Raw genomic sequence first — 15,190 nt, 5'->3', positions numbered from 1 at the left:
CCGCGACCGGGGCTTTCCCAGTAACGCCCGGTCGCGGCTGAAGCCGCTCCTACAGGAAGCGGCGGCGTCGCCGCGACTAGCGGCGCGTCTCGGTCGGTTGCTCCAGCTGGTACAGCGCGTCGTCCAGCACGTCCCACTGGGTGGCCAGCTGCGCGCGCGCATCCTGCAGGCCGCGATTGTAGAACTGCGCGCCGATGCGCTCGGCGACGAAATCGAGCAGGAATTCGGCCTCGAAGCTGCCGATCTGCTGCTGCAGTTCCTCGCGCAGGTAGCGCTGCAACTGCTCGGCGATGCGCGCCTTGTCCTCGCGCCCCAGCACACCCGACGGCAACGGCGTGCGGCTCATGCCAGCCAATCGCGCGGCACCAGGTACTCGGCCAGGCGCGCCTCGGCGCTGTCCGGCTCGGGCTGGAAGCCGTATTCCCAGCGCACCCGCGGCGGCAGGCTCATCAGGATGCTCTCGCTGCGGCCGCCGCTCTGCAGGCCGAACAGGGTGCCGCGGTCGTAGACCAGGTTGAACTCGACGTAGCGCCCGCGCCGGTACAGCTGGAACTCGCGCTCGCGCTCGCCCCAGGGCAGCGCGCGGCGGCGCTCGACGATCGGCAGGTAGGCATCCAGGAACCCGTCGCCGACCGCGCGCTGGTAGGCGAAGTCGCGCTCGAAGTCGGCGTGCAGGTCGTCGAAGAACAGCCCGCCCACGCCGCGGGTCTCGTTGCGGTGCTTGAGGAAGAAGTATTCGTCGCACCAGCGCTTGTGCGCGGCATAGCGGTCTTCGCCGAACGGCGCGCACAGCGCCTGCGCGGTGCGGTGCCAGTGGCGCACGTCTTCGTCGAACGGGTAATACGGGGTCAGGTCGAAGCCGCCGCCGAACCACCAGGCCACGGTTTCGCCGTCGCGCTCGGCGCGGAAGAAGCGCACGTTGGCGTGGGTGGTGGGCAGGTAGGGGCTGTGCGGGTGGAACACCAGCGACACGCCGGTGGCGCGCCACGAGGCGCCGGCCAGTTCCGGGCGGTTGGCGCTGGCCGAGGGCGGCAGGCGCGTGCCGGACACGTCGGAGAAGCCGATCCCGGCCTGCTCGAACAGCGCGCCGTCGCGCAGGATGCGGGTGCGCCCGCCGCCGCCCTCCGCACGCTGCCACAGGTCCTCGGCGAAGCGGGCGCGGCCGTCGGCGGCCTCGATGGCGGCGCAGATGCGGTCCTGCAGGCCGGTCAGGTAGTCGCGTACTCGGTCGAACTCGGTCATGGTGGCGGTAGGCAGTCGGGCGGGGGAGGGGCAGCCATCTGGAGCTGGGCGACAGGCAGCGGCGTGCCGCACATTATTGCGTGCCGATCGCCGGGGGCTGTTAACGCGGTCGGATGACCGCATTGCCGCGCGCTGCGTTCGAGCGTCGAGGCGTGGCACCGCGGCTGGCTGGGCGCACGGGGGCCTTTCCGGGCCGCCCGTGTCGTGTGCCTGGGGGTGTCATCCATGTCAGAGCAGGTCGCAGTCCCAACCCGCAGGACTACGCCCGCGCGTGCGCGCTGCCGTGTCGGCGCCGACGTGGACACGCATGCGCGGCGGCGGCGCGGGTCGCCCGGGGAGGGAGGACACGCCCTAGGGCGCCGTGGCCCCGCAGTGGTCGGCCGCGTCGCCGAAGAACACCACGAAGCGGTGCGCGCGATCCAGGCCGAGCAGCCGCTTCGCGCCGAGCGGACGCAGCCGCCATGGCTGTCCATCCTGCTGGCGCAGCGCGACCTGCCCGTCCTGCAGACGCGCTTCCATCACGTTGCCGTTGCCGTCGCGCACGCTGCCATCGGCGCCGAACTGCAGGCTGATCGCGTCGCCGATGGGGGCGATGAAACGGCCGCATGGCAGCCGCGTGGTCGGCGGCGACTGCAGCAGCGCCGCGTCCACGTCTTCCAGTGCCGTGGTGCGGCCGCAGGCCACCGGATCGGACAGGGCGCAGGCCTGTTCCAGCAGCGCCTTGGCGCGCAGGAACTGGCCGTCGTCCCACTGCCGTTCCGCCGCCGCCGTGCAGATCTGCGGGGAGGCGCTGCGCTGGCATACGGCTTCGGGCTGCACGGCAGCCCCGGCCTGGTCGGGGGCGGTGGTCGCCGTCGCTGCGGGATCGAGCAGCGCACGGCAGGCGAACGGCAACTGCGGCCCGCACAGCGCCGCGGCTTGCGCTTGGTCGCCTGACGCCAGCCGCTGCGCGCAGGCCGGCAGGTCCGCGCGGCATTGCGCGATCGCCGCTGTCGCCGCCGGGACGGAGGCGGCGCAGGGCGCGCTGCTGCCGCGCCGATAGACGGTGCCGTCCGCCGCACGGACCTGCGCGGCGTCCGCCGACAGCGTGTAGCGCTCGCTGCGGCCGCTGGCCAGATCGAACAGCTGCAAGGCGTTGCCCTCGCGCTGCAGATGGAAGCGCCGCGGCGTGTCCTGCTCGGGTTCCAGCCGCGCGCTGTCGGCGCTTTCCAGGTACAGCGCGTTCTGCGCGCCGTCCACGTACAGCCCGCAGACGGGGGCGGCGGGCGCGGCGGCGGCGCAGGCGGCGATGCCGAACCAGGCCAGCGCGAACAGGGTGGCGCCGGCCAGGAAGCGGCGGCTGGGGCAATGCGATGTCATCGGAAATCCTTTTCGAAGCCGGCGATGCCGGCGGGTGGGATCAGCTGCGGAACTCGGCGCGGATCGCCGGCCGGTACAGCTGGTAGACGATCCAGCCATGCAGCGCGGCGAAGACCAGGGAGGTCACTGCGGCGGTGGCCATGCTGATCATGCGTCCGGACTGCAGCTGAGCGAGCAACTGCGCGCCGTCGGCGCTCTGCAGCAGCGCCTTGGGCAGCATCTGGTGCATCGCGCCGAAGAAGTGCCACATCAGCGGCAGGCTGGCGAAGTTGGCCAGTCCGGTGACGACCAGGAAGGCGACGAAGCTCAGCCGTGCCCATTCGCGCCGTTGCTGCAGCCCCCACGCGGAGGCGCTGAACAGCAGCGCCAGCAATGCCGACAGCAGCGACAGCGCGAGCATGTGGTCCAGGCACCATTGCCACAGCGCCGGCGGCGTGATGCCGACGCGCGCGAACAGCCCTTGCAGCGCGCCATCGGGCAGCAGCGCCAGCACCGCCACCTGGCACAGCGCGTACAGCAGCCAGACCACGCCGACCACCAGCGAGATCTTCGCCATCGTGTCGATCATCGGGTTGCGTGCGGAGGGCAGGGGCGGGGGTGGCATCGGCGGTCCTTCGATGGGGTGGCGGCACGAGGGGGCCGCGAAGCGTCCGGCAAGGATAGGGCGGGTGGCTGCCGGCGCAAGCGAGCGGTGCCCCTTCGCCCGCCGGTCAGCGGCAAGCCGGCGCTTCGCTCGTCGCGACTGAAGGCGCTCCCACAACAGCCCCTGCGTTCCGCAGGCAGTCCTGTAGGAGCGGCTTCAGCCGCGACCGCTTGCCGAAAGGCAGACCTATTTCAACTGCTGCTCGAACAGCTTCAACACCCGCTTGTATTCGTCCAGCCACGAATCGGCGCGGGTGAAGCCGTGCTTTTCCAGCGGGTACGGGGCGATCTCCCAGTTGTCCTTGTGCAGCTCGATCAGCTTCTGGCTCATGCTCACCGAATCGCGGAAGAACACGTTGTCGTCGACCATGCCGTGGGCGATCAGCAGGTGGTCGCGCAGGCCGGCGGCGTATTCGATCGGCGAGGAGGCGCGGTAGGCCTCCGGGTCCAGCTCCGGGGTGTTGAGGATGTTGGCGGTGTATTCGTGGTTGTACTGGGTCCAGTCGCCGACCGGGCGCAGCGCGGCGCCGGCCTTGAACGTGCCGGGGCTGCGGAACAGCGCCATGTAGGTCATGAAGCCGCCGTAGGAGCCGCCGTAGATGCCGGCGCGGTCGCGGTCGCCCTGCTTGTCGGCGACCAGCCAGTCCAGGCCGTCCAGGTAGTCCTCCAGCTCCGGATGGCCCATGTTGCGGTAGATCGCGGTGCGCCAGTCGCGGCCGTAGCCGGCGCTGGCGCGGTAGTCCAGGTCGAGCACCACGTAGCCCTTCTGCACCAGCAGGTTGTGGAACATCTGCTCGCGGAAGTACGGGGTGTAGCGCGCCGACACGTTCTGCAGGTAGCCGGCGCCGTGCACGAACATCACGATCGGGTAGCGCTTGCCGGGTTCGGGGTGCTGCGGGCCGTAGTACTTGCCCCAGACCACGCCGGCACCGTGCTTGGACGGCACCTGCACGTACTGCGGCTGGATCCAGGCGCGCGCCTTGAACGCGGCGCTGCGGGTGTCGGTGAGGGTGCGCGCGCTGCCGCCGGCCACCGGCACGACCGCCAGCTGCGGCGGCAGGTAGCTGCCCGAATAGCGCACCAGCAGCTGCTGGCCGTCCGGCGACAGCGCGAAGTCTTCCACGCCGTCGAGCGCGGTCAGTTCGCTGACGCGGTCGTCGCGCAGGTCGAGCTTGCACACTTCGTAGTCGCCCGGCCACTTGCGGTTGCACAGGAACAGGAAGCCCTGGCCGTCGGCAGTGGCGATCGGCGCGGAGACTTCCCATTTGCCCGAGGTGCGTTGCCGCGGCTTGTCGTTGCCGCGCTGGGTGTACAGGTGCGCATAGCCGGATTGCTCGGACAGCAGCCACAGCGTCTGGTTGTCCGCCAGCCAGCCGAAGTCGTTGAAGCTCCAGCCGATCCAGGCCGCGTCGGTGAGACGGTGGCGGTTGAGCAGGGTGGCCTTGCCCAGGTCGACGCTGGCGATCCAGCGGTCCTTGTTGTCCACTGCGCGCAGCATCACCGCGACATTGCGGCCGTCGTCGCTCCAGTGGATCGCCGGACCGGCGCCGTCGCCGTCGGTCTCCACGCGGATCGCGCGCGGCCCCTTCAGCGGTTCCTGCTTGGCCGCCTTGCGCAGCGCCGCCAGCGGATCGGCGTCGATGCCGGGCAGGGCGGCGACGTCGAGCTTGCGCGCGCTGCCGGCGCTCACGTCGACCAGCCACAGCGTCTGCGCCAGCGGCGGGTTGCGGCCGACGCGGGTGCGGGTTTCCTGGAATTCCTCGTAGCCCGATTCGGTCACGTACTTGGGCATCTTGCCGTCGCGGCCTTCGTCGCCGCTCTTGGCGTGGGTCACCACCAGCAGGTGGCGGCCGTCCGGCGACAGCGCGCTGTCGTCGATGGCCACGTCTTCGCCCAGGTACACCGGCGCCGGCGCACGGCTGCCGTCGGCGCGCCGCCAGGCCTGCTCCTGCTGCCGCGCCAGGTCGCGCTGCGCGCGATCGCGGGCCAGGGTTTCCAGGGTGCGCAGCTGCTGCTCGCGCAGCGCATCGGGCTTGGGCGCGGCGTCGGGATCGCGGTCGGCCTTGAGCACCGCCGCCTGCAGCGTGCCGCCGCCGGCGCTCCAGCGGTACCAGTCGTTGCCGACCCGCCACAGCGCGCCGCCGTCGGTGGTGAACTGCGGGCGCGCCGCGGCGTCGTTGCTGCGGGTCAGCTGGGTCAGCGCGCCGCTGCGCAGGTCGCGCAGGAACACGTCGCCGTTGCGCACGAACAGCATGCGCTGGCGACGCGCGTCGTAGACCGGATCGGCCGCATCCAGGGTGCTGCGCTGGGTGTCCTCGACGCGCTGCGCAGCGGCGCCATCGACGCCCTGGCGGTAGGTGTCGCGCACCGGGCTGCCGGCGCGCTTGAGCTGGTACTGCACCTGGCGCCCGTCCCAGGCCCACCAGGCGGCCTCGACCGGCGGCCCGATCCAGTCCGGATCGGCCATCGCCTGCTCGATCGTCAACGGAGCGGCGGTTTCCTGCGCGGCGGCCAGCGGCGCCAGGCAGGACAGGGACAGCAACACAACGCACAGGGTTACGCGACGCATCTGGATTCCGGACGAACGGGCAAGCGGGGAGGGTAGCAGCCGCGATGGCGCGGCGACTGCGCCGTTGGTCATGGGGCGGCCGGGATTGGGGATTCGGCATTGGGGATTCGCAGAGGCCTCTCGCTTTGCCAATCCCGAATCCCCAATCCCCAATCCCGGCCCTGCGACAAGACGTCACACGCAATTTCGCCCGGCTGGGCCAACAATGGCGGCCAGTTACGGTTTCACGAGCGACGTCCATGGACGCAGTGCTGCTCTCGCGTATCCAGTTCGGATTCGTCATCAGTTTCCACGTGTTGTTCCCGGCCTTCACCATCGGCCTGTCGAGCTGGCTGGCGTTCCTGGAGTGGCGCTGGCTGCGCACCCGCGACACGCTGTGGCGCGACCTGTATTTCTTCTGGCTGAAGATCTTCGCGGTGTCGTTCGGCATGGGCGTGGTCAGCGGCATCGTGATGAGCTTCCAGTTCGGCACCAACTGGTCGGTGCTCAGCGAGCGCGCCGGCAACATCCTCGGCCCGCTGCTCAGCTACGAAGTGCTGACCGCGTTCTTCCTGGAGGCCTCGTTCCTCGGGGTGATGCTGTTCGGCTGGCGCAAGGTGCCGGAGAAGCTGCACTTCCTGTCCACCTGCCTGGTCGCGCTGGGCACGCTGATCTCCACCTTCTGGATCCTGTCGGCCAACAGCTGGCTGCACACGCCGGCCGGCTACGCCATCGTCGATGGCGTGTTCCAGCCGGCGCACTGGCGCGAGGTGATCTTCAATCCGTCGTTCCCGTACCGGCTGGCGCACATGGTGCTGGCCGCGTTCATCACCACCTGCTTCGTGATCGGCGGGGTCAGCGGCTGGTACCTGCGCCGTGGCGTGCACGTGCAGGTGGCGGGGCGGATGCTGAAGCTGGCGGTGGCGTTCGCCGCGATCGCGGTGCCGCTGCAGATCGCCGCCGGCGACGCGCATGGCCTGAACACGCTCGAGCACCAGCCGATCAAGGTGGCGGCGATGGAGGCGCACTGGCATGGCGAGGCGCCCGGCGCCGGCGTGCCGCTGGTGCTGTTCGCGGTGCCCAACGAACAGGCCGAGCGCAACGACTACGAGGTCAAGATTCCGCGCGTGGGCAGCCTGATCCTGACCCATACCCTGGACGGCGAGATCGCGCCGCTGACCTCGGTGCCCGCCGACGAACGGCCGCCGGTGAAGCCGGTGTTCTACGCGTTCCGGATCATGGTCGGCCTGGGCATGGCGATGCTGCTGCTGGCCTTCGTGTCGCTGTGGTTCTGGTGGCGCGGCACGTTGTTGCGCCGGCGCTGGCTGCACGTGGCCTGGAACGCGATGCTGCCGGCCGGGTTCTTGGCCTTGCTGGCCGGCTGGTTCGTCACCGAGATCGGGCGCCAGCCATACGTGATCTACGGGCTGTTGCGCACCCGCGATGCGGTCAGCGCGATCAGCCCGGCGATGGTGTGGGTGTCGCTGGGCGTGTATGTGGCCGCCTACGCCTTCGTGTTCGGCTTCGGCGGCTGGTACATCCTGAAGATGCTGCGCAAGGGGCCGCTGCCGCACGAGCCCGAGCCGCAGCTGCACGATGGCGACAGGACGCCGGCGCGGCCGATCTCGGCGGCCGGCGACGATCTCGAGGAGACACGCTGATGGACATGGCCACCGTGCTGCCGGTGATCTGGTTCGGGGTGATCGGGTTCGGCGTGCTGATGTACGTGCTGCTGGACGGCTTCGTGCTCGGCCTGGGCATCCTCGCCCCGTTCGCCGAGGACGAGGACCAGCTCGACCTGATGATGAACACCGCCGCGCCGATCTGGGACGGCAACGAGACCTGGCTGGTGCTCGGCGGCGCCGGCCTGCTGGCGGCGTTCCCCAAGGCCTATGCGCTGATCCTGTCGGCGCTGTACCTGCCGGTGCTGCTGATGCTGATCGCACTGGTGTTCCGCGGCGTGGCGTTCGAGTTCCGCTTCAAGGCGCATCGCTCCAAGTACCTGTGGGGCTGGGCGTTCGCGCTGGGCTCGCTGTGCGCGGCGTTCTGGCAGGGCGTGATCCTCGGCGCGCTGGTCGAGGGCATGCCGCTGCAGGGCGGCAAGTACCTCGGCGGCGTGCTGGGCTGGTTCAGCCCGTTCTCGATGCTGACCGGCGCGGCGGTGGTGTTCGGCTATGCGCTGCTCGGCGGCAGCTGGCTGATCCTGAAGACCGAAGGGCCGATGCAGCGCATCGCGCGTTCGCTGACCCGGCCGCTGGTGCTGGTGGTGGTGGTGTTCATGGGCCTGGTCAGCGCCTGGCTGCCGTTCCTGGACTCGCGGATCATGGCGCGCTGGTTCCACGGCGGCAATTTCTGGTGGCTGTCGCCGGTGCCGCTGCTGGTGCTGGTCAACGCGTTCGCGCTGTGGCGCGCGGCGATGGCGCAAGGCCGCGACGCGCGCCCGTTTGTGCTGACCCTGTGCTTCTTCGTGCTCGGTTTCTTCGGGCTGGTGCTGGGCATCTGGCCGAACATCGTGCCGCCGGGGCTGACCATCTGGGAAGCGGCGTCGCCGCCGTCCTCGCAGGGCTTCGTGCTGGCCGGGCTGGTGGTGCTGTTGCCGGTGATCCTGGGCTATACCGCATGGTCGTACCGGGTGTTCCGCGGCAAGATCACGGCCGACAGCGGCTACCACCACTGAGTTCTTCGGTGGAGTCGCGGCGCGCGCGCGGCGTGCCGCCATCGCGTGGGCAGTGCGCCCGGCTTGCCAGCGACGGCGGTGGCCGCCAAGCTACCGATTCGCGCTGCCCGTTGCGGGCCAGTCGCCCGCCGAGCCTTCGCCACGCATGCCTGTCGCTTCGTCCGCCGTTTCCCCGCCGCTCCTGCATCCGCTTGCCGTCGGCGACCTGCACCGCCCGCTGGCCTACGCCGGCGGCCAGCACATCGATCTGGCCACGTTCCTCGGCCATGTGCGCGGCCTGGCGGCGGTGCTGCCGCCGGGCCGGCATGCGCTGAACCTGTGCGAGGACCGCTACCGGTTCATGGTCGCGTTCTGCGCGGTGGCGCTGCGCGGGCAGACCTCGCTGCTGCCGTCCTCGCGCGCGCCGGCAGTAGTCGCCGAGGTGCAGCGCAGCCATGCCGACAGCTATTGCCTGGGCGACCTGGCGCTGGCCGAGTCGCCGCCGCGCTACTGGCAGCTGCCCGATCCGTTGCCGAGCCTGGACGGCGACATGCCGCAACTGGCGGCCGATGCGCTGGTCGCGATCGGCTTCACGTCCGGCAGCACCGGCACGCCGAAACCCAACCCCAAGACCTGGGGCAACTTCCTGACCAGCACCCGCCAGGATCTGCTGGCGCTGGTCGGATTGTGGGAGGCGGACGCGGTACCGCAGGTGGTGGCGACGGTGCCGCCGCAGCACATGTACGGCATGGAGCTGTCGATCCTGCTGCCGCTGGTGACGCCGCTGGCGGTGCATGCCGGGCGGCCGTTCTTCCCCGAGGACGTGGCGCGCGCGCTGGCGCAGGTGCCGGCGCCGCGGCTGCTGGTGACCACGCCGGTGCACCTGCGTGCGCTGGTCGAATCCGGCGTCGCCCTGCCGCCGCTGGCCGGCATCGTCTCGGCCACCGCGCCGCTGGCGCAGGAACTGGCCGCGGCCGCCGAGGCGCGCTTCGGCGGGCAGGTGCGCGAAATGTTCGGCTCCACCGAAACCTGCGTGTTCGCCAGCCGCCGCACCGCCTGCGAGGCGCAGTGGACGCCGCTGCCCGGCGTGCGCGTGGCGCCGCAACCGGACGGCACCCTGGTGCACGCGCCGCACCTGCCGCAGCCGGTGCTGCTGGCCGATCTGATGGACGTGGACGCCGACGGCCGCTTCCAGGTGCGCGGCCGCCAGGCCGACCTCCTGGAGATCGCCGGCAAGCGCGCCTCGCTGGCCGACCTGACCCGGCGCCTGCTGGCCGTGCCGGGCGTGGTCGACGGTGCGATGCTGCAACTGGAGCCGGAACCCGGTCAGGCGGTCGGCCGCATCGCCGCCGTGGTGGTCGCGCCGAGCCTGGACGAAGCCGCGATCCTGGACGCATTGCGCCGCGAACTGGACCCGGTGTTCCTGCCGCGCCGCCTGCGCAAGCTCGATGCCTTGCCGCGCAATGAGACGGGCAAGCTGCCGCGCGACCGCTTGCTGGCGCTGTTGGCGGGCGAGCGCGAGAGTTAGGGTCGATTGGCGCCGGATGCCGTAGCGTTCCGGTGACTGCCGCATCTGCGCAGCATGGCGCTGCATCGGCCGGGAAATCCGTTGCGGGTCCTGATCGGCCAAGCGGATACGGTACGCATCCCGCACGCCTGGCGGTCGTCGCTGCCTTTGGCACTCGGCTTGGCCTCAACGCCGAATGGAGCAGCCGCCGTTCTTCAGGATAAAGCGCTCAGGACCTCCGCCACCAGGCGCTCCAGGTCCACCGGCACGCGCGTATCCACCGCGACCACCGTCCCTAGTCCCACCGGCCCGGCGTACTCCGCAAGCATGTCCGGCGGCAGTTCTTTCAACGGATGCGCGGCGTGATGTGCGCTGGCCGCGGCGCGATCCCGGAAACGCCGGGCGGTTTCGTCGGGGCCGCAGTCGCAGTGAACTTCGACGATGACCGCGTCCAGGCTGGCCAGTTTGTCGCGTTCGTATGCGCTGCGGGGCCGGAAGTTGGCTTCCAGCACCGCGTGCGGCGCGTGGCGCGCCAGCGACCAGAGCAGTTCCATCGCCGCGCCGCCAAGCCGGCGTGACGCGGCCAGATCGCCGCCGCTGTCGCCGAGGCTGTCGGTCAGCGTTTCCTTGATGACATCCTTGCAGAACAGCGGAAAGCCGAGCCGTTTGGCGAGCGGCATCGCCAAGGTGGTTTTTCCTGCGCCAGGGGCGCCGGACACGATCACGATCTTGCGGCGACTGTCGGACATGGCGTGCCAGTGCGAGGATCTGGGGCGGACACCGCCGAACAGCTTGCGATGCTATTTGGGATTGGGGCGCGCGCATCTGCAGGTGGCGAACCGCAGTGGCAGTGGCGACCGAACGTCCTGCATTGCTCGACGCCTGGTCGAACGAACCGCACCAGCCGTCGCGGCGATGGCGAGCTGGCGCTCAGCCGCGCGCACGCTCACCCATGTACGCCATCGATCTCCACCGCCAGTTCGTTGCGGCAGATCACCGCGTGCAGCAGCAGGCGCGGCACGCGGTCGCCGAAGCGGGCATCGAGCGCGGCGGCGACCAGCGGCAGGTCGGCGGCTTCGCGGACGTAGACCTTGAGCCGGGTGCCGTCGCCGAACTGCGCCGGCAGGTCGGGGCTGTGGGTGCGCGCGGCGGCCAGCAGCGCGTCGAAGTTGGCGAAGGTTTCCTCCAACTGCGCCAGCAGCTGGCCGGTGTGCATCGATGCATGGCCGACCACGCTGGCGGTGCCGGACAGCAGCAGCGGCATGTCGCTGCCGGCCGGCGGCAGCATCGCGCGGGCGAAGCTCGGCGATTGCGGCCCGTACTGGCGCGGGTAGCGGTAGGCGCTGACCTGGCGCGGGTTCTCCAGCGGCGTGCCGGCCTGCGCGGCGGCCAGCCAGTAGATCTGGATCACCCGCGCATCGTCGCAACGGCCCACCGCGGTGGCCGCCGGCAGTTGGCTGGCGTCGAAGTCGCCCAGGCCGCGCGCGCGGCCGACGCAGAACTGGCGGTAGCGCTCGCGGTCGCCGCTGCCCAGGGTGATCGCGTCGAGGTAGTTCCAGATCCGCAGCAGGCGCGGCGTGGCGCTGCCGGCGACGAAGGCGGTGATCTGCGCATAGGCCAGGGTCGAGGCCTCTTCGATCTCCAGCGCCTGCTCGTCGATCTCGATCACGCCGAACTGCAGGCGCCCGTCGCTGGCCCAGGCGATGTCGCCGTCGCGGCCGCTGCTGACCGGCGCGTCGGTGCGCCAGACCTCGAGCATGCGCGGGCCGTGCGGCTGCAGCGGCACGCGCAGGTAGCGCGGATCGGCGTGGTGCGGGGCGTCGTTGCCGAAGCCGAACACCGCCAGTACCCGGTCGTCGCGCAGCAGCTCGCCCGGATCGGTCTCGGCGACGTAGTCCACCTGCAGCTGCGGATGCCGCTGCTCGTGGTGCGGGAACTGCGGGTGCGGCCGGCTCATGATCTGTCTCCGTGCAAGGTGTCGCCCTGGAAGTGTTCGCGTGCCTGGCGCCGCCGCTGGCGCCAGGAGTGCCAGGCGCGCGGCAACATCGCGGCCGCGGACATGGCGTAGATCGCGCGGAACACGCGCAGCCGGCGCAGCACCGCGCGGTTGTCGAACACGTCGCCGGCCAGCATCGCCACCACTGCCTGTTCCACCTGCAGCACGTTGCGCGGCTGCGCGAACAGCTCGCGCATGGTCGGCGAGGTGAAGCGGTAGATGAACCATTTGAACTCGCTCAGGCCGCGCCGCAGGTGCTTCTCCAGGCCGCGCTGCAGCCGCGCCTCGCGCGCCGGATCGCGCAGCGCCGCATCGACCATCGCCGCGCCGCGCTCGGCGCTGTGCATGGCCAGGTACACGCCGGAGGAGAACATCGGATCGACGAAGGCATAGGCGTCGCCGAGCATCAGCCAGCGCGGCCCGCTCATGCGCGTACACTCGTAGGCGTAGTTGCCGGTGGCGTGCACCGGCGCCACGCGCTGCGCGCCGGCCATGCGTTCGACCACGTCGGGGTTCAACGCCAGGGTGCGCAGCAGGAACGCCTCGCTGTCGCCCTGGCGGGTCTTCATGTATTCCGGGTAGCACACCGCGCCGACGCTCATCACGTCGTCGGGCAGCGGGATCAGCCACATCCAGCCATGCGGATGGCGGTAGATGCTGATGTTGCCGGCGTCCTCGCCGGGGCGCCGCGCCACCCCGCGGAAATGGCTGAACAATGCCGCCGACTGGTGCCGGGCGTTGGCGCGCTTGAGCTTGAGCTTGTTGCCGAGGAAGGTGTCGCGGCCGCTGGCATCGATCAGGTAGCGCGGGCGGAAGGTGTGCACGCCGTCGGCGCTGCGCGCCTGCACCAGCGGTTGCTCCCCGTCCAGCTGCACCGTCTCGACCTTGGTCTCCTCGCGCAGGTCGGCGCCGGCGGCGCGGGCGTGAGCGAACAGGACCCGGTCGAAGTCGGCGCGCGGGACCTGGAACGCGTAGTCGGACTGCGCATCCAGCGCCTTGGCGAAGCGGAAGGTGTTGTAGCCGCCGCTGTCGTTGGGGAAATCGGCGCCGAGCTTGAGCACGCCGATCGCTCGCACCTGCTCGAGCACGCCCAGCCGCTGCAGGATCGGGATGTTCATCGGCAGCAGCGATTCGCCGATGTGGAAGCGCGGATGGCGGTCCTTTTCCAGCAGGGTCACCTGCCAGCCCTGCTGCGCCAGCAGGGTCGCCGCGGCGCATCCGGCGGGGCCGCCGCCGATCACCAGCACGTCGGGCGTTTCCGCCGCGGGCGCCTGTGGGGCGGCGGGGGACGGCGCGGGCGCGCTGACAGGGGCGGTGGAATTCATCCTGAAAAACCTGCGGTGGACATGTAAGACGAATGCCATGATAGCTTGCCTGCCAGGGTCGGACAGTTGCGTCGCTGCGCGCGATGCACCATCTTGTCGCACCTGTCCTCACCGCCTGGAAGCCCCTGGATGTCTTCGCAAACCGCCGCCGAACGTGAACTGGCCGAGCTGCTGGTCGAGAGCCTGAACCTGGAAGACGTGCAGCCCGGCGACATCGATCCGGAGGCGCCGCTGTTCAATACCGGGCTGGGACTGGACTCGATCGACGCGCTGGAACTGGCGCTGGCGATCAGCAAGCGCTACGGCTTCCAGCTGCGCTCGGACAACGACGAGAACCGCCGCATCTTCGCCTCGCTGCGCGCACTGTCGGCGCATGTCGAAGCCAACAAGACCAGCTGACCCGGCCGCCGCCGCGCCGTGGGCGCTGGCGCTGGGGGTGCTGCTGGCGCTGGCGTATTCGCCGCTGGCGCACTGGGCCAACGCCGCGCACCGTCCCGATCTGGCCGTGCTGGCGGGCGCGGCGCTGGTGCTGATGGTGCTGGTGGAGCCGATGGCGCGGCTGCGGCCGTGGGCCTGGGCGCTGGCGCTGCTGGCGCTGGCCGCCCTGGTGCCGTTGTGGCGCTCGCCGCACGCGCTGCTGCTGCTGGCCGCGCCGCCGGTGCTGTTCACCGCCTGGGTGGCCTGGTTCTTCGGGCGCAGCCTGCAGCGCGGGCGCACTCCGCTGATCTCGCGCATCGTCGAGGCGCTGTACCGCCAGGCCGGATTGCCGCTTGTGCCCGAGCAGCTGCGCTACACGCGCCGGCTGACCCTGGCCTGGACTCTGCTGCTGGCCGCCATGACCTTGCTGAACCTGTTGCTGGCGCTGTGCGCCGTGCCGAGCGGGGTGTTGGCGCAGCTGGGGCAGGCCTCGCCGGTGCCGATCGGCGATGCGCGCGCCTCGCTGATCGCCAACCTGCTGGGCTACGGCGTGATCGGCGGCTTCTTCGTCGGCGAGTACTTCCTGCGCGGGCGCTGGTTTCCGCAGCGTCCCTACCGTAATCTGCCTGACTTCCTGCACCAGCTGGCGCGGCTGGGGCCGGTTTTTTGGCGCGATCTATTGCGCTGACGCGCGCATCGGGGGATGCAGAGGCTTGTGCAGATCATCAAGGACAAACTGAAGATGCCGCAGGCAGGGATGCCGTCGCGCATGGCCTGGGCCGTGTGGAATACCTTGCAACTGCTGTTCACGCTGGCGTTCACCGGGTTGGGCATCGTCGTGGCGCTGGGCCTGTTGCTGCTGGCCGGGCCGCGGCTGCCGCTGCGCATGGGCGCGCGGGTATGGGCGCCGGTGCTGTTCTTCGGCGCCGGCGTGCGCTTCGAAGTGGAAGGCCAGGAGCGGGTGGACTGGTCGCGCAACCACCTGTTCGTCAGCAACCACCAGTCGATCATCGACATCTGCGCGCTGTTCGCGGCGTTGCCGGTGCCGCTGCGTTTCCTGCTCAAGGACGAAATGCTGCAGGTGCCGTTCGTGAGCTGGTATGCGCGCGCCACCGGCATGCTGTTCCTGGACCGCGACAGCCGCCGCGCCGGCGCCATGGTCCGGCGCCAGGCCGCGGCGCTGCTGCGCCAGGGCCAGGACCTGTGCCTGTTCCCGGAAGGCACCCGCAGCCGCAGCGGCGAACTGGCCGAATTCAAGGCCGGGCTGCTGCAGGCCGCTATCGATGCTGGCGTGGACGTGGTGCCGGTGGCGTTGGACGGAGCGGGCAAGGTGCTGCCGTCGACCAGCCTGTTCCGGGTGCGGCCCGGGGTGATCCGGGTGCGGATCGGCACGCCGATCAACGTGAACGGCGCCGATGGCCCGCTGGACCGGCAACAGCTGACCCAGCGCGCACACCAGGCCGTCCGTGCCATGCTCGAACCCAGGATCTGAGTCGCC

14 protein-coding genes are annotated in these 15,190 nt (G+C 70.6%); 6 read left to right on the top strand and 8 right to left on the bottom strand.

From position 1 onward, the window contains the following. Nucleotides 1–76 precede the first annotated feature (76 nt). The 5 genes from JR064_RS09235 to JR064_RS09215 all read right to left on the bottom strand — a co-directional run bounded on the left by JR064_RS09235 (nucleotide 77) and on the right by JR064_RS09215 (nucleotide 5,812). Nucleotides 77–346, bottom strand: a complete 270-nt coding sequence (locus tag JR064_RS09235) for a DUF2164 domain-containing protein (protein WP_206229534.1) — start codon at nucleotides 344–346, stop codon at nucleotides 77–79. Next, nucleotides 343–1,242 (bottom strand): oxygen-dependent coproporphyrinogen oxidase, encoded by a 900-nt coding sequence (gene hemF / locus JR064_RS09230; RefSeq protein ID WP_206229533.1) that lies wholly within the window; start codon nucleotides 1,240–1,242, stop codon nucleotides 343–345. The genes JR064_RS09235 and hemF overlap by 4 nt, the downstream gene beginning before the upstream one ends. Nucleotides 1,243–1,593: 351 nt before the next feature. After that, nucleotides 1,594–2,601, bottom strand: a complete 1,008-nt coding sequence (locus tag JR064_RS09225) for a hypothetical protein (RefSeq protein ID WP_206229532.1) — start codon at nucleotides 2,599–2,601, stop codon at nucleotides 1,594–1,596. A 40-nt stretch (nucleotides 2,602–2,641) separates the two neighbouring features. Continuing rightward, the gene (locus JR064_RS09220) at nucleotides 2,642–3,205 is read right to left on the bottom strand and encodes a hypothetical protein (protein ID WP_206229531.1); all 564 of its coding nucleotides are present in this window, start codon (nucleotides 3,203–3,205) and stop codon (nucleotides 2,642–2,644) included. Between the two features lie 225 nt (nucleotides 3,206–3,430). Continuing rightward, the gene (locus JR064_RS09215) at nucleotides 3,431–5,812 is read right to left on the bottom strand and encodes a S9 family peptidase (protein WP_206229530.1); all 2,382 of its coding nucleotides are present in this window, start codon (nucleotides 5,810–5,812) and stop codon (nucleotides 3,431–3,433) included. Between the two features lie 239 nt (nucleotides 5,813–6,051). On the opposite strand from JR064_RS09215, the gene JR064_RS09210 reads away from it, so the two are divergent. The 3 genes from JR064_RS09210 to JR064_RS09200 all read left to right on the top strand — a co-directional run bounded on the left by JR064_RS09210 (nucleotide 6,052) and on the right by JR064_RS09200 (nucleotide 9,975). Then, complete coding sequence (locus JR064_RS09210) at nucleotides 6,052–7,452, top strand: cytochrome ubiquinol oxidase subunit I (protein ID WP_206229529.1); 1,401 nt, start codon at nucleotides 6,052–6,054, stop codon at nucleotides 7,450–7,452. After that, nucleotides 7,452–8,468, top strand: coding sequence for a cytochrome d ubiquinol oxidase subunit II (gene cydB, locus JR064_RS09205; RefSeq protein ID WP_179569855.1), 1,017 nt, complete (start codon nucleotides 7,452–7,454; stop codon nucleotides 8,466–8,468). Before JR064_RS09210 ends, cydB begins: the two co-directional genes overlap by 1 nt. Nucleotides 8,469–8,613: 145 nt before the next feature. Then, complete coding sequence (locus JR064_RS09200) at nucleotides 8,614–9,975, top strand: AMP-binding protein (protein ID WP_206229528.1); 1,362 nt, start codon at nucleotides 8,614–8,616, stop codon at nucleotides 9,973–9,975. 194 nt (nucleotides 9,976–10,169) lie between these two features. Here the strand turns inward: JR064_RS09200 and JR064_RS09195 are convergent, their stop codons facing one another. The 3 genes from JR064_RS09195 to JR064_RS09185 all read right to left on the bottom strand — a co-directional run bounded on the left by JR064_RS09195 (nucleotide 10,170) and on the right by JR064_RS09185 (nucleotide 13,275). Further along, nucleotides 10,170–10,703: a P-loop nucleotide/nucleoside kinase family protein gene (locus tag JR064_RS09195; RefSeq protein WP_191826018.1), complete on the bottom strand. Its 534-nt coding sequence runs from the start codon at nucleotides 10,701–10,703 to the stop codon at nucleotides 10,170–10,172. Between the two features lie 197 nt (nucleotides 10,704–10,900). After that, nucleotides 10,901–11,911, bottom strand: a complete 1,011-nt coding sequence (locus JR064_RS09190) for a chorismate transformation FkbO/Hyg5 family protein (protein ID WP_179569849.1) — start codon at nucleotides 11,909–11,911, stop codon at nucleotides 10,901–10,903. Beyond that, nucleotides 11,908–13,275 carry an NAD(P)/FAD-dependent oxidoreductase gene (locus JR064_RS09185; RefSeq protein WP_206229527.1) on the bottom strand — a complete coding sequence of 456 codons (1,368 nt, stop codon included), beginning with the start codon at nucleotides 13,273–13,275 and terminating at the stop codon, nucleotides 11,908–11,910. The genes JR064_RS09190 and JR064_RS09185 overlap by 4 nt, the downstream gene beginning before the upstream one ends. A gap of 129 nt (nucleotides 13,276–13,404) precedes the next feature. Here JR064_RS09185 and xanC point away from each other — a divergent pair, with 129 nt between their 5' ends. The 3 genes from xanC to JR064_RS09170 are packed head-to-tail and all read left to right on the top strand — an operon-like array spanning nucleotide 13,405 to nucleotide 15,184. After that, nucleotides 13,405–13,674: a xanthomonadin biosynthesis acyl carrier protein XanC gene (xanC, locus tag JR064_RS09180; RefSeq protein ID WP_003470209.1), complete on the top strand. Its 270-nt coding sequence runs from the start codon at nucleotides 13,405–13,407 to the stop codon at nucleotides 13,672–13,674. After that, nucleotides 13,649–14,380: a COG4648 family protein gene (locus JR064_RS09175; RefSeq protein WP_206229526.1), complete on the top strand. Its 732-nt coding sequence runs from the start codon at nucleotides 13,649–13,651 to the stop codon at nucleotides 14,378–14,380. Before xanC ends, JR064_RS09175 begins: the two co-directional genes overlap by 26 nt. Before the next feature lie 54 nt (nucleotides 14,381–14,434). Then, nucleotides 14,435–15,184, top strand: coding sequence for a lysophospholipid acyltransferase family protein (locus JR064_RS09170; protein ID WP_179570538.1), 750 nt, complete (start codon nucleotides 14,435–14,437; stop codon nucleotides 15,182–15,184). The last annotated feature ends 6 nt before the right edge of the window (nucleotides 15,185–15,190 follow it).

Origin of the sequence: Xanthomonas bonasiae, from assembly GCF_017163705.1 — a bacterium.
GTDB lineage: Bacteria > Pseudomonadota > Gammaproteobacteria > Xanthomonadales > Xanthomonadaceae > Xanthomonas_A > Xanthomonas_A bonasiae.
This window is presented reverse-complemented; position numbering and strand designations above follow the sequence as displayed.

Coding starts and splice junctions, on each gene's coding strand:
- JR064_RS09210 (WP_206229529.1), top strand. CDS start 6,052: ATGGACGCAGTGCTGCTCTCGCGTATCCAGTTCGGATTCGTCATCAGT.
- JR064_RS09185 (WP_206229527.1), bottom strand. CDS start 13,275: ATGAATTCCACCGCCCCTGTCAGCGCGCCCGCGCCGTCCCCCGCCGCC.
- hemF (WP_206229533.1), bottom strand. CDS start 1,242: ATGACCGAGTTCGACCGAGTACGCGACTACCTGACCGGCCTGCAGGAC.
- JR064_RS09235 (WP_206229534.1), bottom strand. CDS start 346: ATGAGCCGCACGCCGTTGCCGTCGGGTGTGCTGGGGCGCGAGGACAAG.
- JR064_RS09200 (WP_206229528.1), top strand. CDS start 8,614: ATGCCTGTCGCTTCGTCCGCCGTTTCCCCGCCGCTCCTGCATCCGCTT.
- JR064_RS09225 (WP_206229532.1), bottom strand. CDS start 2,601: ATGACATCGCATTGCCCCAGCCGCCGCTTCCTGGCCGGCGCCACCCTG.
- xanC (WP_003470209.1), top strand. CDS start 13,405: ATGTCTTCGCAAACCGCCGCCGAACGTGAACTGGCCGAGCTGCTGGTC.
- JR064_RS09195 (WP_191826018.1), bottom strand. CDS start 10,703: ATGTCCGACAGTCGCCGCAAGATCGTGATCGTGTCCGGCGCCCCTGGC.
- JR064_RS09190 (WP_179569849.1), bottom strand. CDS start 11,911: ATGAGCCGGCCGCACCCGCAGTTCCCGCACCACGAGCAGCGGCATCCG.
- JR064_RS09220 (WP_206229531.1), bottom strand. CDS start 3,205: ATGCCACCCCCGCCCCTGCCCTCCGCACGCAACCCGATGATCGACACG.
- cydB (WP_179569855.1), top strand. CDS start 7,452: ATGGACATGGCCACCGTGCTGCCGGTGATCTGGTTCGGGGTGATCGGG.
- JR064_RS09170 (WP_179570538.1), top strand. CDS start 14,435: ATGCCGCAGGCAGGGATGCCGTCGCGCATGGCCTGGGCCGTGTGGAAT.
- JR064_RS09175 (WP_206229526.1), top strand. CDS start 13,649: ATGTCGAAGCCAACAAGACCAGCTGACCCGGCCGCCGCCGCGCCGTGG.
- JR064_RS09215 (WP_206229530.1), bottom strand. CDS start 5,812: ATGCGTCGCGTAACCCTGTGCGTTGTGTTGCTGTCCCTGTCCTGCCTG.